The organism is Streptomyces sp. NPDC097617, assembly GCF_044761485.1.
Taxonomy (GTDB): domain Bacteria; phylum Actinomycetota; class Actinomycetes; order Streptomycetales; family Streptomycetaceae; genus Streptomyces.
In genome coordinates this window covers 23,204-41,515 of sequence record NZ_JBIWCL010000021.1, presented here as the reverse complement: position 1 = coordinate 41,515, position 18,312 = coordinate 23,204, and the positions used below count along the sequence as shown (strand labels likewise).

Below are 18,312 nucleotides of genomic sequence, written 5' to 3'. Positions count from 1 at the left end.
AGTGCCCGTCAGTGGTGGCCGAGCAGCCGCCGCCACCAACTGACGCCTCGTCGGCGGCGATTGGTGACCCCCGCCACGGGCGGGGCCGTCGGCTGCGGCGGGATGACCGCGTGTACGGGGTGCCCGGCCGGCTGCTCCTCCTGGGGCTGCGGGTTCGGCACGGAGTGCGGGGAGAACCGTACCGGCAGGGACAGCAGGTGCCGGGACATGAGAGTGCCCCGCCACTGCAGCTCGCTCGCGTCGACCGCCAGCTGGAGGTCGGGCAACCGGTCCAGCAGGACCTCGATGCCGGTGTCCGCGATGGCGCGGCCGATGTCCTGGCCCGGGCACTCGTGCGGACCGCTGCTGAAGGCCAGGTGGGAACGGTTGCCGTGGACGGAGGCCGCGGGATCCGGCCGGATCTGCGGGTCGGCGTTGCCCGCGGCCAGCCCGAGCAGGATCATGTCGCCGGCCTTCACCTGCTGGCCGCCGAGCAGGGTGTCACCGGTGGCCCAGCGGCCGATGATCGTGTTGATCGGCGGGTCGTCCCACAGGACCTGCTCCAGTGCGTCCGGCAGCGTCATGTGGCCTCCGGAGAGGCTGGCCCGGAAGCGCGGGTCGGTCAGGACGGTCCGCAGCGTGTTGGCGATCAGGTTGGCGGTGGTCTCGTAGGCCGCGATCAGCACGACGCGCAGGTGCATCAGCACTTCGGTGTCGCTCAGGTTCGCGGGGTGCTCGAGCAGCCAGGAGGCGAGGTCGCGCGCGGGCTCGGCCTTGCGCTCCATCACCAGGTTCTCCAGCGTGGTGGTGACGTAGCGGTCGCTCTGCAGAGCCGTCTCGGTTCCCTGGAGCATGTCGCGCGCCGCGTTGACCAGCAGGGGGCCGTGTTCGTCCGGTGCCCCGATGAGCTGCGTCATGACCAGCATGGGGAGCTGGTCGGAGAAGGCCGACACCAGATCGGCGTACCCCTCGCCCGCGATCTGGTCGACGAGCTGGTTGGCGAAGCGGGTGACGTAGCGGCGGATGCCGCGCTTGTCGAAGCGTTCCAGGGACTCCACCACGGCCGAGCGGAGCCGCTCGTGAACGGGCCCGTCGGTGAAGTTGCACACCGGCACCCAGGAGACCATGGGGCCCAGCGGGGTATCGGCCGGCACCCGGCCCTCTCTCATGTCGCGCCAGCCCCGCGGATCGCGGGCGAAGCGCGAGGACGTGCGCGCCACGTCCAGGTTCTCCCGGTGACCGAGGACCAGCCAGGCCGGGAGGTCCCCGCTCACCAGCACGGGAGCCACCGGGCCGTATTCGGCCCGCAGCTTCTCGTACAACGCGAGGGGATCGGCCTGGGCCTCCGCTCCGTGGAGCCGGTACAGGCCGCCGGCCGTCGCCGCCGCGTGGGCGGGGCACTGCGGCGGTGGGGTGGGGCTGGTACTCACATTGCCTCCTGGGTGGCTGCCTGGGAGTGCAGGTAGCGCATGAGGGTCAGCAGGACATCGCGGGACGAGTCCCGCCTTCTGGCGTCGCAGGCGAGGATCGGAACGGCGGCGGGCAGGTCGAGGGCCTCGCGCAGTTCCTCCAGCGGGTGTTCGGGCGCCCCCGGGAAGGAGTTGACGGCCACGACGAAGGGGACTCCCCGCTCCTCCAGCCGTCCGATGACGTCGAAGCTGATCTCCAGCCGACGGGTGTCGAGGAGCACGACCGCTCCGAGCGCGCCCTCGAAGAGCCCGCGCCACAGGAACCAGAAGCGCTCCTGGCCGGGCGTCCCGAACAGGTACAGGACCAGCTCGTCGTTGATGCTGATGCGGCCGAAGTCCATGGCCACGGTGGTGGTGATCTTGCGGGCCACGCCCCAGGTGTCGTCGACGCCTACACCCGCCCTGGTCATCGTCTCCTCGGTCGTCAGCGGCTTGATCTCGCTGACCGCGCCGACCATCGTCGTCTTGCCCACGCCGAAGCCGCCGACGATGACGACTTTCACGGCGGCCGCGGCCGTCTGCGGGAGTATGTCCGCGTGGCGCGGCCCGGCGGGCGGGTCAGAGCTTCTGAAGTCCATCGATCACTGCCTCGATCAGAGCAAGGTCGGGTAGCTGCGCGGCGGGAACGGGCGGGCGGACGTACACGCGCTGAGCGGCCATCAGGTCCCCGACCAGCACGGTGACGACGCTCACGGGCACGCCGACGTACGCGGCGATCTCGGCCACCGAGAGAGGCGACTGGCACATCCGCAGGATGGTCGCCTGCTCGGGCTGCATCTCGGGCCGGGGAGGCCCTTTGGCCACCACCAAGGTCACGAGGTCCAGCTGCACGGCGGTGGAGGGTCCGCTGCGTCCGCCGGTGATGACGTAGAGCCGTTCGGGAATGTTGTCCTCCCAGCTCGAGGGCGGCTCTTTCACGCGGGCTGCCCGTCATGCCGGGGCGGGCTGCTCAGGTGGTCCCCCATTCGGGTCACCAGGGCACGCATCTGCGCGCCCATCAGGCCCGCGTCGACACCCTCGTCGGCGAGCACGGCGAGGTAGGAGCCGTCGCCGGCGGCCATCAGGTAGAAGAACCCGCCGTCCATCTCGATCACGACCAGCCGCATTCTGCCCTGGGAGCTGGGCAGTTCTGCGGCCACCGCTCCAGCGAGGCTCTGCAGGCCGGCACAGGCGGCCGCCAGGCGGTCGGCGGTGTCCGTCTCTGCCCCGTACTGCGCCACGCAGAGCCCGTCCGCGGACAGTACGATCACGTGCCGCGTCTGCGGCACTCCGGCGGCGAGGTCCTTGAGCATCCAGTCCATACTGCTTCGCTGAGTCATCACTGTTTACGCCCCTTTGGTCGCTGAACCCGACGCGTCCGGGGCGTCCTGCGCGTCGTGACCGGGCTCACCGGACAGTCCGCTGTGGAACGCCTCCAGCCACATTCCGGGGCCGTTGTCGTCCGCCTGCTGCGGCCTCGCGGCCGGCCATGCGTCGGAGGTGGCGACACGGTCCTTCCGGCGCCGCTGCGGGAGGCCGGTCGCGGTACGTTCGGCGGTCGGACCGCCGCTGACAGGCGCCGGCCCGGGCGCCGGAACGGGAGCCGACCGGGGCGCGGACACGCCGACCGACGGGTGATGGACGGGGTGCTCGCGCGGGGTGGCGGCCACGGCACGGGGCCCCGAGGAGGACCCGATGCCGTGGGCGAGACCGGTCGCGGAGGACGCGGTGGTGATCAGGTGCTGCGGCACGATGACCACGGCGCGGACGCCGCCGTACGCGGACGAGCGCAGGGACACCTGGAACCCGTACGCCTGCGCCAGCCGGCCGACCACGGCCAGGCCCAGCCTCGGCGTCTCGCCCAGGTCGTTGAGGTCGATGCCGGACTGCGCCTGCGCGAGCATCTTCTCGGCCCGTGAGCGAGCCTCCTCGCTCATGCTCAGGCCGCCGTCCTCGATCTCCACGGCGATGCCCGACTGCACTTCGACTGCTGTGAGGTGGACGCGGGTGTGCGGCGGCGAGTACCGGGTGGCGTTGTCGAGCAGCTCCGCCAGGGTGTGGATCAGCGGCTCGACGATCGGACCGACGACGGCGACCTCGGAGACCGAATGGAGCTCCACGCGCTGGTAGTCGATGATCCTCGACATCGCACCGCGCATCACGCTGTACAGGGTGACGGCCCGGCTCCACTGGCGGCCCGGGCGCGCACCGCCGAGGACCGAGATGGAATCGGCGAGTCGGCCGATCAGGGCGGTGCCGTGGTCGAGTCGCAGGAGGTCGCCGAACACGTCCGGGTTGGTGCCGTGCCGGTCCTCCATCTCGCGCATCTCTTGGGCCTGCTGGTGGACGATCGCCTGCACGCGCCGGGCGACGTTCACGAAGGCCCGCTGTGCCGAGTCGCGCAGGCTCTCCTCGTTGTCGACCGCGTCGATGACGTGGGCCAGCACGGCCTGCAGGGCGGCTCTGAAGCGCGGGGTCAGGGCCTCGTCGTCGCCCCAGCGGTTACCGCGGCCGCCGCGCCCTCCGAGGGCGGTCAGCACATCCTCGGCCGGTTCGCCCTTGCGCAGGCGCTCGATGGCCTCGGGCAGCACCGATTCGGACAGCCGGCCCGCTTCGGCCTCCTGCCGTGCCAGGACGTGCTGGAGGGCCGCGATCCGGGCGCGGCCGGCTGCGACCGCGCGACCGCGCCGCAGCGCTTCGACGAAAAGGGCTGCGGTGCACAGGGCGCCGGCGGCGATGAGGGCGGTGCCGAGCGGTGCCGATGAGGATACGAGCGCCCCGACCAGACAGGCGGCGGCCACGGCTGCGATCGCGGGAAGCATACGGCTTGCCCTGCCCGCACGGTGGGAATTTTCGGGGGGAATGTCTCTTTGCTCCATCGATGTCCTCGAACTATCGAAAAAGGGGGACCTTCTGACCGGTGGGCGGGAGCATAACTACGCCCAACTACCAGCACGTGGGCTTTCGTTGGAGTTCATCGGACCGGAGGAACCGTTATGCGCCATCGGTGACGACACATTTCGGCACGAGAAAGGTCCGTGTGCCGTCAGTGGCTGGATAACGGCTGGTCGACGGCCTGCCGGCCCGTTCATCGTGCGGGAATCCGCGTTCGCATTCCGATCGATTCCGGCCGCATCGCTTAGTCCTCCGGTGGTGCCCCGGACGGAAATGCGCTAGGAACGCGCCGCCCGAGGGGCGCCGTGCCGACTGCGTCCGGTCGCTGTCCTGTCGGTTGTCTGTCGGTGGGCTGTCGATCGCAAACCGCACAGCGGGTAAAGCGTTGACCCCTAAGGAGTGAATCGCGACAGAACCTCGTGACCCTTGGCCGGAACCTTCCATACGGTGGCCACTCTTCGCTCATCACCACACCTGGGGGGCCGGTGCGCAACCACCGACTCGTAATGACCGCTGCCCTCGTGGCGGCCGGTCTCGGCATCGTTCCGGGCACCGCGCAGGCGGCGGATCCCGTACCCGTCGCGGCCGGCGTGGCCGACGCGATAGCCGAGGCATCCACCTCCGAGGGCTTCCACAGCCCGGCCGACCGCACGATCCGTACCGCCCTGCCCACCGCCGTCGAGGGGAAGAACAAGGCGAACGCCAAGACCGCCGCACCACAGAGCGCGCAGGCAGCGCCCGCACCGGCCCCGCAAGCCGCACCGGCCCCGCAAGCCGCACCGGCTCCGCAGGACGGGCAGCCGGCGCCGGCCGCACTGGACGCGGGGGCCAACCCGACCCTCGCGGTCGACGTCAGTGGCACGAGCTATACCGCGCACGGCATCGAGCTCACCACCCTGATCACGAGCGCCGACTTCGCGCTCGGCGTCGTCATCGACTGGGGCGACGGGAAGTCCGACACGGCCACCGCCCAGGGCGCGGCCGAGCTGCACCACTCGCACACGTACGACAAGTCGGGCGAGTACCAGGTGAAGGTGACGGTGAGCGACACCACCAACGCCGTCCAGGCCGTCAACGGAGGCGCCTTCCTCACCCCCGGCTCCGACTTCACCCCGCACACCCCGACCCGCCTCCTCGACACCCGCTACGGCACCGGCACCGGCGCACCCGTGGCGAAGGTCCCGGGACAGGGCTCCGCCCGGGTGAAGGTGGCCGGCAACGCCGCCGTTCCGGCGGGCGTCACCGCGGTCGCCCTCAACGTCACGGTCACCGAGACCGTCGACAGCGGGTACGTGACCGCCTGGCCCGGCGCGGGCTACGACCGCCCGGGGACCTCGAACCTGAACTACACGGCCGGCCGGTCCGTCCCGAACCTGGTGATCGTGCCGGTCGGCGAGGACGGGTACATCGAGCTGTACAACGGCGGCGGGCAGCCTGTCGACCTGATCGCCGACGTCACCGGCTACTTCACCCGGGCCCAGGCGGCCGGCTACACCTCGATGACGCCCGCCCGGTTCGTGGACACCCGGGAGGGTCTCGGCACCACCCGGGGCAAGCTCGCCGCGCGCAGCGCGTTCACGACCGGGATCGGCGGCCTGCGCGGGGTGCCCGAGGGCATCACGGCCGTGGCCCTGAACGTCACGGTGACCGAACCCCAGGGGACGGGCCACCTGACCGCCTTCTCCGGCGACGGGCCGGTCCCGACGGCCTCGAACCTGAACTTCGTGGCCGGGCAGACGGTCGCCAACGCGGTGATCGTCCCGGTGGCCGCTGACGGGACGATCAAGGTGTTCAACGGTGCCTGGCTGCCGGCCCACGTGGTCGTCGACGTCGTCGGCTATTACAGCAAGGGCAGCAAGGCCGCCTTCCTGCCCTTCACCCCGTTCCGCACGCTCGACACCCGCGAGGAGGCCTACGGCTGGCCCGGCGGCAGGTTCCGCGCCCGGGAGTACATCACTCAGGGGTTCACGCCCGAGGCGGCGACGGGTGTCGAGGCCTACGTGCTGAACACCACCGTCACCGAGACCGGCGGCGACGGGTTCCTCTCGGTTGCGCCGAGCCCCTACGCGCTGCCGGCCGACGGCGAGCCCGCCGCGCCCGCCGCGCCGCGCCCCGGCTCCTCCACCCTGAACTGGACGACCGGCGCGATCGTCCCCAACCTGGTGCAGGCGAGCGACGGCGACCACGGCGTCATCACCTTCTGGAACCAGGGCTACCAGGACGCCGACCTGGTGCTCGACGTCTTCGGCGTCTACCAGTCGAAGTGATGCCCGGGGGGCGGCGCGCACCTGCGGGCCGCCCCCCGGCTCAAGGTCTGCACAGGCGTACGGCGAGTGCGGCGACGTCGTCGTCCAGGCGGCCTCTGCTGTAGCGCAGGAGGTCGCGGTGGAGAGCCGTGAGCAGCTCGCGCGGCGGTGTCGGAGGCTGTCGGCCCATCCAGGCCGCCAACGGGAAGAACTCGCCGTCGCGGGCACGGGCCTCGGCGATCCCGTCGGTATAGAGAAGCAGCAGGTCGTCGGGGGCGAAGTCGAAGGTGTCGACGCTGTAGTGGTCGCCGATCAGCTCCGCGAGGCTGAGCAGCGGCGAAGGGGTGTCCGACTCGAGGGTGCGCAGTTGCCCCCGGTTCAGGAGCAGTGGCGGAGGGTGCCCGCAGTTGAGGATGTCGATACGTCTGCCCTCGTGCGGGATCTCGACGAGGAGCGCGGTGGCGAACCGCTCCATCGGCCCCTCGGGTGGGAAGGCGGAGTTGTAGCGGGTGCTGCTGGCGTCCATGCGGCGTGCGACATCGACCATGTCGCTCTCCCCGTAGGCGGCCTCCCGGAAGGCGTTGACGATCGCAGCGGCCGCCCCCACCGCGGGCAGGCCCTTGCCGCGGACGTCACCGATGAGCAGCCTGACCCCGAACGGAGTGTCGACCACCTCGTAGAAGTCCCCGCCGATGCGTGCCTCGGCCGCGGCCGCGAGGTACAGCGACTCGATCTCGATGGCGCCGAACCGGCGCGGCATGGGACTGAGCACCACCTGCTGCGCCGCGTCGGCCACGAGCCGCACCTGGAAGAGGGTGCGCTCGCGCTGGAGCCGGATGTGGCTCCCGTACGCGGCGGCCACGGTGACCGCGATGATGCCCGAGGCCGTCCACCACGTCCCCAGGTCGGGGAAGACGAAGCCGAGGCCGATCATCAGAAGGAGGCACACCGTTCCGAGCAGGACGGTGGGAAGGACCGGCCACATGGCGGCGGCGAGCGCCGGCGCCGCGGGCAGGAGGCGGCTGAAGGCCATCTCCGGCGGTGTGGAATACGCCAGGCTGGCAATGACGACGGTCAGGATGACCGGCGACAGCCGCACAAGTCTTCCCGGGCCGGGGTGCCGGCGGTGCCGCGGCCGTCCAGACTCGATCACACTTCACAGAATATCTACGTAATGGGGGCATAGCGCTCTGGAGATCAGAGACGCCCGCCCGCCCCGGGCCGTGGGCCCACCGCCGCGGATTCTTCGAGATCGACCGGCCGCCGGTCCTCGCACCGAGCTCCACAGGCAGGCTGACCAGGTGCGATGCGGGCGGCCCGCTTGCACCGGCCCGGGCCCCGGGGGCCCGCCCGTTCCGTACGGGATCCGGCTCGGGGCGTGCCGCCGGGCGCCGGCCCGCGCGCGGGCCGGCGCCAGGTCAGCGCGGCAGCCGGCCGGAATCGAGCAGAGCGTGCAGCCGTGCGGCGGGCAGTCCCGGGTTGGCCGCCGCGCCTTCGGCCGTTGAGGGGTCCTGGAGCAGCCTTTCCAGGGTGTTCCCCGAGAGGAGCGGGTTGGCCGCGGCCGCCCGGCGGACGCGCTCGTCCGGGTCGTTCAGCAGTTCCACGGGAGCCCGCCCGGTCGGATCGGCCGCGGCCAGGGCCCGGACCTCCGGGTCCTCGTGCCCGAGGAGGTGGGCCAGCCCGGTCCGCGGCAGCCGGGACTGCGTGAGCAGGTGGGAGCGCTGCCGCGGGCGGGCCACGAAGGCCGCGAGGACGGTCGCCGACGGTGCCAGGGGGTGCCAGGAGGCCAGCCGGTGGCGCACGTCCTCGTCCGGGTCCTCCGCCAGCCGTGCCACCAGGTCGGCGGGGAGCGTGGAGCACCGGGCGGCCGCCCGGCGCAGCCGCACTTCCCCGGACAGCGCGCACGCTCGGTACCAGTCCGGTTCCGGGTCCTCGTACGGCTCCAGGATCATGCAGGTGCAGTCGCAGGCGTCCAGGTCCATCTCATGGTCGATGGCCCCGCACTGCGCCGGGGTGCGGGGCAGCGGCTGGACCCGCGCACGGGTGCGTACCTGCTCGTCGGGGTCCTCGGCGAGCTGCGCCCACAGGGCCGGATCGAGATCCGCCCGGGCGGCGACCCGCTCGCGGATCTCGGGGCGGGCGTCCCGTGCGAGCCGGGCGACGGCGCCGCGGGGCGTGTACGGGTTGACGGCGAGGGACCACCGGCACTCCGGATCGGCCAGGGACGCCTCGACGACCGCATCCGACAGCGCGTAGTTGTTGAGGATCAGCCACCGGTGGTGGCCGTGTTCCGGGAGCTCCGCTTCCATGGCCGCGGGGTCCGCCGCCCGTACGCGGTACTCGGCGCGCGAGCGGACGTGCGGGTCGGGGTCGGCCAGCAGGGCGTCTAGCTGCTCGGAGGTGAGCCGGGACCACAGATCCGCCGCGAGGCACCGGACTCCGGGGTGGTCGTGCCCGAGTGTCCTGTACCGGAAGGAGTTGGGGAGCTGGTAGGAGCTCATGAGCTCCTGCACGATCTCGGACGCCGTGAGCAGCAGGGGCTCGTCGCCGTCCTCCGCGGTCAGCAGGGCGATGAGGACGTCGTCGGGCAGGGGGCGGGGCTGGCGCGGGCGCGGACGGGGCCCTGCGGCGAGGTGCGCACGGACCATGCTGTGGGGGTCCTCGGCCAGCCGGCCGCGCTGGTCCGGCGGTATGTGGGGGTTGCGGACGAAGGACCGGCGGACCCTGACCTCCGGGTGCGCGATCACGGCGTCCATGACCTCCTGGGGGAGGGGGCGCTCCTCGCACAGGATCCGCCGGGCCTCCCCGGCGACCGGGTCCAGCAGGCGCAGCAGGACCTCGGCGGGCGCTCCCGCGTTGGCCGCGACCCCGCGCAGCCACAGGTCCGTAGGGGCAGAGGGCAAAGAAGGCATCCGGCCATCATCTCAGCCGGGGGCGCCCGAGCCTCAGGCCCCGGCGATTCCGGTGATCACCGGGTCGCCGAGCGGAGCGGCTTCCCCGGTCAGGCCGACGGTCCGCAGGGCGGCCTGGGCCAGGTCCAGTGCCTGGGCCTCGGCGCTCGCCGTATCGGCGGCCTCGACCTCGAGCCGCAGGCTGAAGGCCGACGAGTCCGGGTAGAACGTGAGGAGGTCCAGGTCCTCGGCCGCCCCCAGGTCCGTATCGCGGGGATCGGACCCGCTGAGGGCGCGGGTGAGTTCCGTGCGCGCCTCGGGGGTCAGCTCGGTGAGAAGGGTGCCGGGGAGGGTCACGACGTAGATGGTCATGGGGTTACGCATGCCCCGGCACCGCGGGGAAACTCGCGCCGGGCGCCCGCGTCCCGCCGTTCGGCCGAAGATGCCCGCCGCAGCGCTCGCTTCTGGGCCGGCGCTCGCAGCGTGCTCAGTGCCCCGGCCGGCCGATACCTGTCCATGGACATTCCACGCATTCCTTCGTTCCCCCCCCACGCCGCCACGCACGCTGGGTAGCGTCAGCATCACAAGCCGTCCGGTGTCACGAGGAACCGAGCGCCGGGCGGGGACCGTTGAAGGCAAGGGAGCATGCCGATGGCGAACGTTGAGGTCTCTTTGAAGGAGACGATGACGTCGATCGAGGGCGCAGTGGGAGCCGCGCTGGTGGACTACACCAGCGGTATGGCGCTGGGGACCCTCGGCGGCGGGAAGGATCTTGACCTGACGGTCGCCGCCGCGGGCAACACGGATGTGATCCGGGCGAAGCTGCGCACCATGGAGATGCTGGGCCTGCAGGACGAGATCGAGGACGTCCTGATCACGCTCGGCGGCCAGTACCACCTGATCCGGCTCCTCAAGGGCCGGGGCAACGGCGGGCTGTTCCTGTACCTCGTGCTCGACAAGGCCAAGTCCAACCTGGCGATGGCCCGCCACCAGCTCAAGCGCATCGAGGCCGACCTGGACCTCTGAACCCGGTACATCCGCGCCCACGCATGCCCGCGAGTTGAAGAATTCTTCAATCCGGCACATCTGAAACCGGTAATCCGCAGGCGTGCGTGGGCCCGTCCGTACGAACGTATGGGTGGTGGGCCGACCGGAAGCCCCGCGCCCTCGAGCAAGGCTTGAAGCAACAGCAGGAGCACTCATGGGAATGCAGGTACCCCTCTACCAGGCGAAGGCCGAGTTCTTCCGCATGCTCGGGCACCCCGTCCGCATCCGGGTCCTGGAGCTCCTGCAGAACGGCCCCGTACCCGTACGCGACCTCCTCGCCGCGATCGATGTCGAGGCGTCCAACCTCTCCCAGCAGTTGGCGGTCCTGCGCCGGGCCGGGATCGTCGTGTCGATACGCGACGGAGCGACGGTCAGCTACGCCCTCGCCGGCGGGGACGTGGCGGAGCTCCTGCGCGCGGCACGCCGCATCCTCACCGAGCTTCTGGCAGGCCAGAGCGAGCTCCTGGCCGAACTGAGGCAGCTGGGGCCGCAGGCGGAGCGCACGGGGGAGGGCGTCGGCCGCTGACCGCCCGTGAGCACCGTTCCGGGACGGCGGCCGGGGCTCATGCGGGCGGGGCTCAGGCGGGCAGGGCTCAGGACGGCGGGAGCGCGCGCTGGATCAGCCGGACGGCGAGCGAGTCCGGAGGCTGCCAGACGTGCCGGTCGTCGAACGACCACGCGTAGGTCAGCGCTCCGCCGCGGATGCAGTCGAGCAGGCCGGGCGCCGTGAGCTCGCGGGCCGACCACGCGTAGAGCTGCTGCAGTCGCGGTGCGATCACCCCGAAATCGAGGAGGCGGCCGAAGCCGATCTCCCTGTCGAGGTGGGACCGCACGCTGTCGTGGAGCGGGTACTCGTCGGGGAGCACGCGCGAGAGCTGCAGGAAGATCCCGGTCATCTCCAGCCGCGGATCACCGAGGACCGGGGCGAGCGGGCGCAGCCATCCCAGGGAGATACGGGGCGCCGCGACGAGCGCGTGGGCGTAGAGCACGCGGCAGAGGACGACGTTCATGAAGAAGCGCTCGGTCTCGTTCTCCGCCTCTGCGAGGTCGCGGTTCTCCAGGTAGGCGGCGACCACGCTCCCGTTGTGCGCCCGGTACCAGGCCCGGGCGGTGGGGCGGTCGGCGAAGGACAGCCAGTGGTCGACGGTGAGCGAGGAGGAGGGTCCGGCAAGCGCGCCGCTCAGGCCCACCGCCTCACAGCCGTCACGGAGGATCCGTTCGTTCACCGCCCGCCACCACGGGCTGCCCGGCCGGTCGCTGAAGGCCGGCTGCAGCACGCCCCGCCGCAGCTGCCAGCGCATGAACGACATGGCCGCCCTGCGGAACGGCAGGTGCCGCGGCGCCCTGCCGAACGGACCGTAGTAGCAGCGCTCCATCAAGGACATCCGCCCGGCCGGGTCGTCGCGGACGGCGGCGACCTGCTGCCCGGCCCAGGCCGCGGCCGTGACCTCAGAGACCATGACCCCACAGTCGCACAGACGGCCCGGGCCGGTGCCGCAGACCTGCCGCGTCAGCCCGTCGGGGTGAGCACCCACAGGCGGTGGTCCCAGCCGACGTCACGGCAGTCGCGCACCGTGAGCCCGGCCCGCTCCGCCAGCGCCGTCACCTCCTTGACGGAGCGCAGGCCGGAGCCGAACGCCGCCGTGAGCCGCAGGTGGTGCAGGACCGCGTCGATGTCGTCCGGGTCGGCCGCCTCCACCTGCTCGACCAGGACCAGGGACCCGTCGGCCGGCAGCGCGGCCGCGGCCTCGGTGAGGGTCAGCACCGCGTCCTCGTCCGGCAGCCACTCCAGCAGCCGGCACAGCAGCAGCGTCCCCGCGTCCGACGGCACCGGACGGGTCTGCGCCACGAGCTCCACCCGGGGCAGCACCTCCGGATCCAGGATCTGCTCGCCGAGGACGTCCAGCACCGACTGCAGGGCGGCGATCTTGACCCGCAGGCCGGGGAACCCCTTGACGAGCGCGTTGACGACCGTGCCGGCGCCGGTGCCCGCCGCGCCGAGGACATCCACCGCCGACCAGTCGTAGGCGGCGGCCACGCCGGTCGAGACCCAGCGGGCCTCGTCCTCGATCGCCGTACGGGCGGAGGCGCCCAGCCGTACGTCGGTGCGCAGCGCGTCGGCCAGGCTCTCGCCGGACGCCGTACGGCACCCGTTCGCGCCCGAGGTCAGGCGCTCGGCGAGCCCCGCCAGGGACAGGTCGAAGGCGGCCTGGGAGCCGCGCAGGTCGTACTCCTCCAACGAGTGGTCGTCCTCGACCAGTTCCTCGCCCACCGGTGTCAGCCGGTAGCCGTCGTCGGCGAGCTCGAACACCTCGATCTCCACCAGGTACTTCAGCAGCGCCCAGCGTGCGCGGCTCGGTCGCGCTGCGCCGCGCCAGCTCCGCGAGCTCCCGTACGCCCTGGTAGACGAGGTCGATCAGCCCCAGGGCTACGGCCACGCGGATCGCCAGCCCCGGCGCCAGGTCGGTCAGCTCGTGGAGGCGTTCGTGCGCGTCCTCGCCCTCCAGGACATCGGGGTCGGCGGGCGCGGCGAGGCCGGGTGCGACCTCGGCGCGCCGCCAGTAGCCGGTGATGTGCGTCTGCTCGCGCGCAACGCCCCGGTCCACCGACAGGTGCCTCCGGATGCCCTTGAGTGTGACGGCCTCACCGGCCGCCCGGACGAACACCGTGCCCGGCAGCCACTCCATGTCCCGCACCGCCTGCTCCAGCAGTTCGCTGCGCCCCGCCGGAGTGGCACCGCGCACCAGCCAGGTGACCTCGGCGTCGGCCCGCGTCGGCAGCTCCTGGCGGTGGCTGTCCTCACCGACCTCGACGAACACCCGCACCCGGGTCTCCGCGGGCATCTCCGCCAGCCACCGGCCGATCGCGGGCAGCGCCGTCTCGTCGCCGATCACCAGCAGCCAGTCCGCGCCCTCGGGGTGACTGTGCGACATCTTCGGCCCGGCGATCCAGGTCACCTGGCCCGGAGCGGCCTGCTGCGCCCAGGACGAGGCGATCCCGCCGTCGTGCCGGACGAAGTCGAAGTCGATCTCCCCGGCCACCGGGTCGAACCGCACCGGCGTGTAGTCCTTGGAGATCGGACGGCCGTCCGAGGGCCAGTCCAGGCTGCTCACGTTCTGCCGCGGCAACACCGGATCCCGGCCCTCCTCGGCGAAGAAGAACTTCACGTGGTCGTCGAAGCCCTCGGTGCGCAGCGGCGGGAGGGACAGGCCCGCGTGCTCGAAGGCGTGCAGCTGAGGCCCGCCGAGGGTCACCCGCCGCATCCCGGGCGTGACGTCCGAGACGCGCACCACCGTCAGCTCCCTGAGCACGATGGGGAAGGTGACGACCGAGCGGGGACTACGGGTGGACATCTGACTGCTCCTTCACATCCGGGCCGGTAGATCCGGGTTGCGGCCACGCTACGTCTGCGGACGCGCGCCGCATCGAACCCGCGGGCCACGTCACTGGCACCGTGCGCGCAATCCGGAGGCCCGGTTCCACGATCCGGTGCGCACGCTTCGACGCCGCGGCCGGACCCTGAGGCTGGACCTCAAGTGCGCTTGAGCTCCTACGGTGTTGTGCGACAGGGGATCTCGAAAGAGCGAACGGAGCGCATCCGCCATGGAGTACTCGCACACTGACGTCGAACTGGTCCGGCAGCCCATCGGCTACTGGGGTTGGGCCGCGGCCGAGGCGGTCGTCACCCGGATCAGGGCCGTCCTCGCCGGAATCGGCACCACCCAGCCGCAGGCATGGATCCTGGACCGGATCGCGAACGCCGAAACACCGCCGACCCGGGACGGGGTGACCGGGGTGCTGAGCGGTTACGCGGCCGCGGGCATCGACGACCTGGACGAGGAGATCGACGCCACCGTCGCCCGCGGCTGGGTCATACAGGACCCCGAAGGACGCCTCGAACTCAGCGCCGGGGGAACGGACTTCTACGCCCGGCTGGCCGCGACCCAGGCAGAGCTGTGGCAGGAGCGGCACCGGGACATCCCGGACGAGGAGTACGTGACCACGCTGAAGGTCCTCCAGCGGTTCATCCACAACACGGGCGGCCATGCCTGGCACCACTGACCCGGGCAGTCCGCGGCCGACAACGAGCCGAAGGGCCCATGCCGCGTAGACGGCCAGGACGCGTCCGCGCCGGGATCTCCCGCCGCCGGACACCGGGATCAGGACCGGATATCGACGGCCTGTCCGCACGTGCGCGATCAGAGACGCCCTGGGCCCGCCTCCGGGGGAGGCGGGCCCAGGCGGAGGCCGCGGGGTGGGCGCGGCTGCTACTGGCCGGCGGCGGCCTTCGCGAGGAGCGGGGTCAGCTGCTCGACCACCCACGGGGCGCTCAGCGCGTCCGGGTAGGCGATGGCCGAGGACAGCGAGTTCTCCGACGGGATCACTGTGAAGTGCCTGGTCTTCACCGAGTTCAGCGACTGGAACAGCTTGCTGGACTCCAGCTCGGTCGCGCTGATCACACCGCGGTCGCCGAAGGGGTAGGTGACGAGCAGGACGTCCGCGTCGAGCTGGTCGAGGTTCTCCAGGCTGACGGCGTTCTTGTTCGGCGCGTAGTTCTTCGCCTTGTCGGTTTTGGTGAGGCCGAGCTTCTCGAAGACGCCCGGGTCCTGGTCCGCATAGGACATGAAGCTGATCTGCTCGGGGTGGACGACCGTGTACGTGTACGTCTTGCCCTTGAACTCGGGGTGCGCTGCCGCGGCTTGCGTCGTGGCCTTCTCGTTCGCCGCGATGACCTCCTCCGCCTTGGCGCTCAGGCCGAGGGCCTTCGCGGCCGTCTTCAGGCGGTCCTGCCAGGTCAGGGTGTCGCCGTGCGTCTTGTCGGTGAAGGTGACGACCGGGGCGATCGGCTGCAGCTTCGCGTAGTCCGCGTCCATCTCCCAGGTGTTCATGCCGAGGATGACGTCGGGGGCCTCGGCGGCGATGGCCTCGTAGGCGGTGCCGTCGGTGTCGTCGTACGTCTTCAGCTTGCCCGTGCCCAGCCTGTCGATGGCGCGCTGCTTGTACTCGGGCACCTTGGCGCCGTCCTCGACGTCCGGGGTGATGACCGGGACGATGCCGAGGGCCAGTGCGATGGCGGTGTCGCCGTCGGAGACCGTCGCGACCTTCACCGGCTTCTTCTTGACCTCGGTCCTGCCCCACGCGTTGGTGAGCGAGACGGGGAACCCGGCGGCCGCGTCGGCGCCGGACGCGGCCGGCTTGTCGTTGGTGGCGGTCGAGTCCTCGCCACCGCACGCGGTGAGCAGGCCGAGGCAGGCGGCGGCCGCGGTGAGGGCGGCGATGGCGCGGGCCGGACGGCGGCGCGATCTGTTCAGGACGGACATGGTGGTGGGTTCTCCTATGCGGGGATACGACGGCCCAGGGGGAGGATCTGGGGCCGTTGGGAGCGGGGATGGGGGACGACGAGACAGTCCAGGCCGAACACCTCGGCCACGGTCTGCTCGGTGAGTACCTCTTCGGGAGTGCCCCGGCGCACGATCCGGCCGTCGCGCATGGCGACGATCGTCGAGGCGTACAGGGCGGCCTGGTTGAGGTCGTGGGACACCAGCACGATCGTCTTGCCGGCCTGCTTGTTGAGGTCGGCGAGGAGGTCCATGACCTCGATCTGGTGGGCGATGTCCAAGTAGGTGGTGGGCTCGTCCAGGAGCAGCGTCGGCGTGTCCTGGGCGAGGGCGAGGGCGATCCACACGCGCTGGCGCTGGCCTCCGGAGAGCTGGTCGACCGGCCGGTCGATCAGCTCGGCCGTACCGGTCGCCATCAGGGCGTCCGCGATGACCTCGTCGTCGGCGGCGGTGCGCCGCTGACCGAACCGGCGGTGCGGATGGCGTCCGCGCCAGACGAGGTCGCCGACGGTGATGGACTCCGGGGCGATCGGCGACTGCGGCAGGATGCCGAGGCGTCGGGCCACCTCGCGGGTCGACAGCGCGTGGATGTCCTGGCCCTCGAGGAGGACCGATCCGGCGGCCACGGGCAGCAGCCGGGCGACCGACTTCAACAGGGTCGACTTGCCGCAGGCGTTCGGGCCGACCAGCGCGGTGATCCTGCCGGGCTCGATCCCGAGTGACAGCTCCTCGATGGTCGGAGTGCGGTCGTAGCCGGCGCTGATGCCGCGGGCTTCGAGCCGGAAACCGGCGTCCGTGGAGGCGCGTACGGGTGGTGCGCTCATACGGTGGCTCCTTGCCTGCGCCGGAGGATCAGCCAGACGAAGTAGGGGGCGCCGAGCAGCGCCGTGAGGACGCCCGTCGGCACCGGGCTGATCAGGGGGCCGTGCTGGGCGAGGACGTCGGCGCCGAGGACGATCACGGCGCCGATCGGGACGGCCAGGGCGACCGAGCGGTCGGCGCCCACCAGCCGGACCGCGATGGGACCGCTGATCAGCGAGACGAAACCGATCGGGCCCGTGACGCTGGTGGCCAGCGCGGCGGCCGCGGTCCCGACCAGCAGGGTCGCGATCGGGGCCGCGCCCACCCGGGTGCCGAGCCCCAGCGCGAGCTGGTCCCCGAGGGCCATGCTGCCCAGGGACCGGCCGAGCAGGGCGGTGCAGAGTCCGCACACGGCGAGCGTGCCCGCCAGGGTGGAGACCCCCTCCCAGGTGGCGTCGTTGACGCTGCCGACCAGCCAGCGCATCACCTGCGCGATGCTGTGCTGCCCGGCCACCGTGAAGAGGTAGTTCACGTAGGCGGTGCACACGGCGCTCAGGCCGATGCCCACGAGGACCATGCGGTACGTGTCCACACTCCCGCCGCGCCGGCTCAGCGCGAGGACCATCGCCACGAGGAGGAAGGCCCCGCCGAGGCCGGCCGGCGAGGTCCCGTAGGTAACCGCCGGGGCGAACAGCAGCATGGTCGTGGCGCCGGCCCCGGCGCCCGCCGAGATGCCGACGATGTCCGGGGTGGCCAGCGGGTTGCGGATGAGCCGCTGGTAGAGGGCGCCGGAGAGGCCGAAGAGCGCTCCGGCGAGCAGCGCCGCCAGGGCGCGCGGCATCCGGATGCGGAAGATCACGTAGTCGGCGAGCCCGGTGCGCATGCCGAACGCGGCGGGCAGGATGTCACCCGCCGCCATCCGCTTGACCCCGCCCAGCAGCACTGAGGTGACGAGCAGCGCGAGCAGCATCAGGACGAGTACGCAGGCGACGACGACGGCGCGGCGGACGCCCGACCGGTGGGCGCCGCGCAGCCGGGCCGGGGTGGCGGCCACGTCACCACGATCAACATCACCGACGCCCAACGTCGGCTGGTGCTCGGCCGGATGCGCGGCACCCTCGCCCGGGACGACGACCCGGAGGTCTTCGCCGTGCTGTCCGCCGGGCACCGCAACTGCCTCCCGCTGCCCCAGCCCACCAGCCACACTGCCGGAGCGGTCGCGCGGGAACTGGCCCGGACCCCGAGCGACCCGCGCACCGCGACGGAGTGGGCGGAGAACCTCTACACGAGCTCGACCAGCCTGCGCCGGGCCTTCCGCGCGGAAACCGGCATGGCCTTCTCGGAATGGCGCACCCGGCTCCGGCTCAACCACTCCCTGAGCCTTCTGGAACAGGGCCAGTTGGTGAGCGGTCGCGGCCCGGGTGGGGTTCGTCAGTACCAACGGCTACATCCTGGCCTTCCGTCGCCACTTCGGGCAGACGCCGGGCGCGTACGTACGGAGCTCGCTGGGCCGGTCGGCGTAGGGAGGGCACCCGGGGTGCCCGGGGATGCCGGGGGAGTGCCCGGGATGTGCCCGGCCGGCCGGTCCGGGTGGACAGGAGTGGGCAGGGCTGGACAGTCAACGGCCCCGTAGGGCCTGGCAGGTGGACACCGACCGCCAGGAGTC

18 protein-coding genes and 1 pseudogene are annotated in these 18,312 nt (G+C 71.9%); 5 read left to right on the top strand and 14 right to left on the bottom strand.

What is annotated here, in order from left to right:
- Positions 1–8: 8 nt before the first annotated feature.
- From ACIQZO_RS28340 to ACIQZO_RS28320, 5 genes are read right to left on the bottom strand one after another with little or no spacing between them, the layout of a single operon-like run.
- A complete protein-coding gene (locus ACIQZO_RS28340) occupies positions 9–1,409 on the bottom strand; it encodes a cytochrome P450 (protein WP_403631430.1) in 1,401 nt (466 codons plus the stop codon).
- Complete coding sequence (locus tag ACIQZO_RS28335; RefSeq protein WP_403631429.1) at positions 1,406–2,026, bottom strand: GTP-binding protein; 621 nt, start codon at positions 2,024–2,026, stop codon at positions 1,406–1,408. The genes ACIQZO_RS28340 and ACIQZO_RS28335 overlap by 4 nt, the downstream gene beginning before the upstream one ends.
- Positions 2,007–2,366 carry a DUF742 domain-containing protein gene (locus ACIQZO_RS28330; RefSeq protein ID WP_403631428.1) on the bottom strand — a complete coding sequence of 120 codons (360 nt, stop codon included), beginning with the start codon at positions 2,364–2,366 and terminating at the stop codon, positions 2,007–2,009. The genes ACIQZO_RS28335 and ACIQZO_RS28330 overlap by 20 nt, the downstream gene beginning before the upstream one ends.
- Positions 2,363–2,767 (bottom strand): roadblock/LC7 domain-containing protein, encoded by a 405-nt coding sequence (locus ACIQZO_RS28325; protein WP_403631427.1) that lies wholly within the window; start codon positions 2,765–2,767, stop codon positions 2,363–2,365. The genes ACIQZO_RS28330 and ACIQZO_RS28325 overlap by 4 nt, the downstream gene beginning before the upstream one ends.
- A gap of 6 nt (positions 2,768–2,773) precedes the next feature.
- Complete coding sequence (locus ACIQZO_RS28320; RefSeq protein WP_403631426.1) at positions 2,774–4,306, bottom strand: sensor histidine kinase; 1,533 nt, start codon at positions 4,304–4,306, stop codon at positions 2,774–2,776.
- A gap of 522 nt (positions 4,307–4,828) precedes the next feature.
- Between ACIQZO_RS28320 and ACIQZO_RS28315 the strand changes: the two genes are divergently transcribed.
- A complete protein-coding gene (locus ACIQZO_RS28315) occupies positions 4,829–6,589 on the top strand; it encodes a PKD domain-containing protein (RefSeq protein ID WP_403631425.1) in 1,761 nt (586 codons plus the stop codon).
- A 40-nt stretch (positions 6,590–6,629) separates the two neighbouring features.
- Here the strand turns inward: ACIQZO_RS28315 and ACIQZO_RS28310 are convergent, their stop codons facing one another.
- The 3 genes from ACIQZO_RS28310 to ACIQZO_RS28300 form a co-directional block, all read right to left on the bottom strand.
- Complete coding sequence (locus ACIQZO_RS28310) at positions 6,630–7,667, bottom strand: PP2C family protein-serine/threonine phosphatase (protein ID WP_403631424.1); 1,038 nt, start codon at positions 7,665–7,667, stop codon at positions 6,630–6,632.
- A gap of 319 nt (positions 7,668–7,986) precedes the next feature.
- Complete coding sequence (locus ACIQZO_RS28305) at positions 7,987–9,480, bottom strand: hypothetical protein (RefSeq protein ID WP_403631423.1); 1,494 nt, start codon at positions 9,478–9,480, stop codon at positions 7,987–7,989.
- Between the two features lie 33 nt (positions 9,481–9,513).
- Positions 9,514–9,831: a hypothetical protein gene (locus ACIQZO_RS28300; RefSeq protein WP_403631422.1), complete on the bottom strand. Its 318-nt coding sequence runs from the start codon at positions 9,829–9,831 to the stop codon at positions 9,514–9,516.
- A 279-nt stretch (positions 9,832–10,110) separates the two neighbouring features.
- On the opposite strand from ACIQZO_RS28300, the gene ACIQZO_RS28295 reads away from it, so the two are divergent.
- Complete coding sequence (locus ACIQZO_RS28295) at positions 10,111–10,485, top strand: hypothetical protein (protein ID WP_403631421.1); 375 nt, start codon at positions 10,111–10,113, stop codon at positions 10,483–10,485.
- A 181-nt stretch (positions 10,486–10,666) separates the two neighbouring features.
- Positions 10,667–11,032, top strand: a complete 366-nt coding sequence (locus ACIQZO_RS28290; RefSeq protein ID WP_403631544.1) for an ArsR/SmtB family transcription factor — start codon at positions 10,667–10,669, stop codon at positions 11,030–11,032.
- A gap of 67 nt (positions 11,033–11,099) precedes the next feature.
- On the opposite strand, the gene ACIQZO_RS28285 is transcribed toward ACIQZO_RS28290, so the two are convergent.
- The 3 genes and pseudogenes from ACIQZO_RS28285 to ACIQZO_RS28275 all read right to left on the bottom strand — a co-directional run.
- Entirely contained in the window at positions 11,100–11,966 is an 867-nt protein-coding gene (locus tag ACIQZO_RS28285) for a hypothetical protein (RefSeq protein WP_403631420.1), read from the bottom strand.
- 50 nt (positions 11,967–12,016) lie between these two features.
- The gene (locus ACIQZO_RS28280) at positions 12,017–12,829 is read right to left on the bottom strand and encodes a methyltransferase (RefSeq protein ID WP_403631419.1); all 813 of its coding nucleotides are present in this window, start codon (positions 12,827–12,829) and stop codon (positions 12,017–12,019) included.
- A 289-nt stretch (positions 12,830–13,118) separates the two neighbouring features.
- Positions 13,119–13,769 (bottom strand): annotated as a pseudogene (locus ACIQZO_RS28275) (siderophore-interacting protein); the annotation flags it as partial.
- Between the two features lie 340 nt (positions 13,770–14,109).
- Between ACIQZO_RS28275 and ACIQZO_RS28270 the strand changes: the two are divergent.
- Entirely contained in the window at positions 14,110–14,568 is a 459-nt protein-coding gene (locus tag ACIQZO_RS28270) for a MarR family transcriptional regulator (RefSeq protein ID WP_403631418.1), read from the top strand.
- 206 nt (positions 14,569–14,774) lie between these two features.
- Here ACIQZO_RS28270 and ACIQZO_RS28265 read toward each other — a convergent pair whose 3' ends face one another.
- The 3 genes from ACIQZO_RS28265 to ACIQZO_RS28255 are packed head-to-tail and all read right to left on the bottom strand — an operon-like array spanning position 14,775 to position 17,700.
- Positions 14,775–15,827: an ABC transporter substrate-binding protein gene (locus ACIQZO_RS28265; RefSeq protein WP_403631417.1), complete on the bottom strand. Its 1,053-nt coding sequence runs from the start codon at positions 15,825–15,827 to the stop codon at positions 14,775–14,777.
- 14 nt (positions 15,828–15,841) lie between these two features.
- Positions 15,842–16,669 (bottom strand): ABC transporter ATP-binding protein, encoded by an 828-nt coding sequence (locus ACIQZO_RS28260; protein ID WP_403631416.1) that lies wholly within the window; start codon positions 16,667–16,669, stop codon positions 15,842–15,844.
- Positions 16,666–17,700, bottom strand: coding sequence for a FecCD family ABC transporter permease (locus ACIQZO_RS28255; protein ID WP_403631415.1), 1,035 nt, complete (start codon positions 17,698–17,700; stop codon positions 16,666–16,668). The genes ACIQZO_RS28260 and ACIQZO_RS28255 overlap by 4 nt, the downstream gene beginning before the upstream one ends.
- Between ACIQZO_RS28255 and ACIQZO_RS28250 the strand changes: the two genes are divergently transcribed.
- Positions 17,665–18,279, top strand: coding sequence for a hypothetical protein (locus tag ACIQZO_RS28250; protein WP_403631414.1), 615 nt, complete (start codon positions 17,665–17,667; stop codon positions 18,277–18,279). The two genes, ACIQZO_RS28255 and ACIQZO_RS28250, sit on opposite strands and share 36 nt — an antisense overlap.
- The last annotated feature ends 33 nt before the right edge of the window (positions 18,280–18,312 follow it).

Excerpts from the sequence above, each read along its gene's own strand:
- ACIQZO_RS28335 (WP_403631429.1), bottom strand. The coding sequence starts at position 2,026 with ATGGACTTCAGAAGCTCTGACCCGCCCGCCGGGCCGCGCCACGCGGAC.
- ACIQZO_RS28325 (WP_403631427.1), bottom strand. The coding sequence starts at position 2,767 with ATGACTCAGCGAAGCAGTATGGACTGGATGCTCAAGGACCTCGCCGCC.
- ACIQZO_RS28320 (WP_403631426.1), bottom strand. The coding sequence starts at position 4,306 with ATGGAGCAAAGAGACATTCCCCCCGAAAATTCCCACCGTGCGGGCAGG.
- ACIQZO_RS28315 (WP_403631425.1), top strand. The coding sequence starts at position 4,829 with ATGACCGCTGCCCTCGTGGCGGCCGGTCTCGGCATCGTTCCGGGCACC.
- ACIQZO_RS28305 (WP_403631423.1), bottom strand. The coding sequence starts at position 9,480 with ATGCCTTCTTTGCCCTCTGCCCCTACGGACCTGTGGCTGCGCGGGGTC.
- ACIQZO_RS28300 (WP_403631422.1), bottom strand. The coding sequence starts at position 9,831 with ATGACCATCTACGTCGTGACCCTCCCCGGCACCCTTCTCACCGAGCTG.
- ACIQZO_RS28295 (WP_403631421.1), top strand. The coding sequence starts at position 10,111 with ATGGCGAACGTTGAGGTCTCTTTGAAGGAGACGATGACGTCGATCGAG.
- ACIQZO_RS28290 (WP_403631544.1), top strand. The coding sequence starts at position 10,667 with ATGCAGGTACCCCTCTACCAGGCGAAGGCCGAGTTCTTCCGCATGCTC.
- ACIQZO_RS28285 (WP_403631420.1), bottom strand. The coding sequence starts at position 11,966 with ATGGTCTCTGAGGTCACGGCCGCGGCCTGGGCCGGGCAGCAGGTCGCC.
- ACIQZO_RS28270 (WP_403631418.1), top strand. The coding sequence starts at position 14,110 with ATGGAGTACTCGCACACTGACGTCGAACTGGTCCGGCAGCCCATCGGC.
- ACIQZO_RS28265 (WP_403631417.1), bottom strand. The coding sequence starts at position 15,827 with ATGTCCGTCCTGAACAGATCGCGCCGCCGTCCGGCCCGCGCCATCGCC.
- ACIQZO_RS28260 (WP_403631416.1), bottom strand. The coding sequence starts at position 16,669 with ATGAGCGCACCACCCGTACGCGCCTCCACGGACGCCGGTTTCCGGCTC.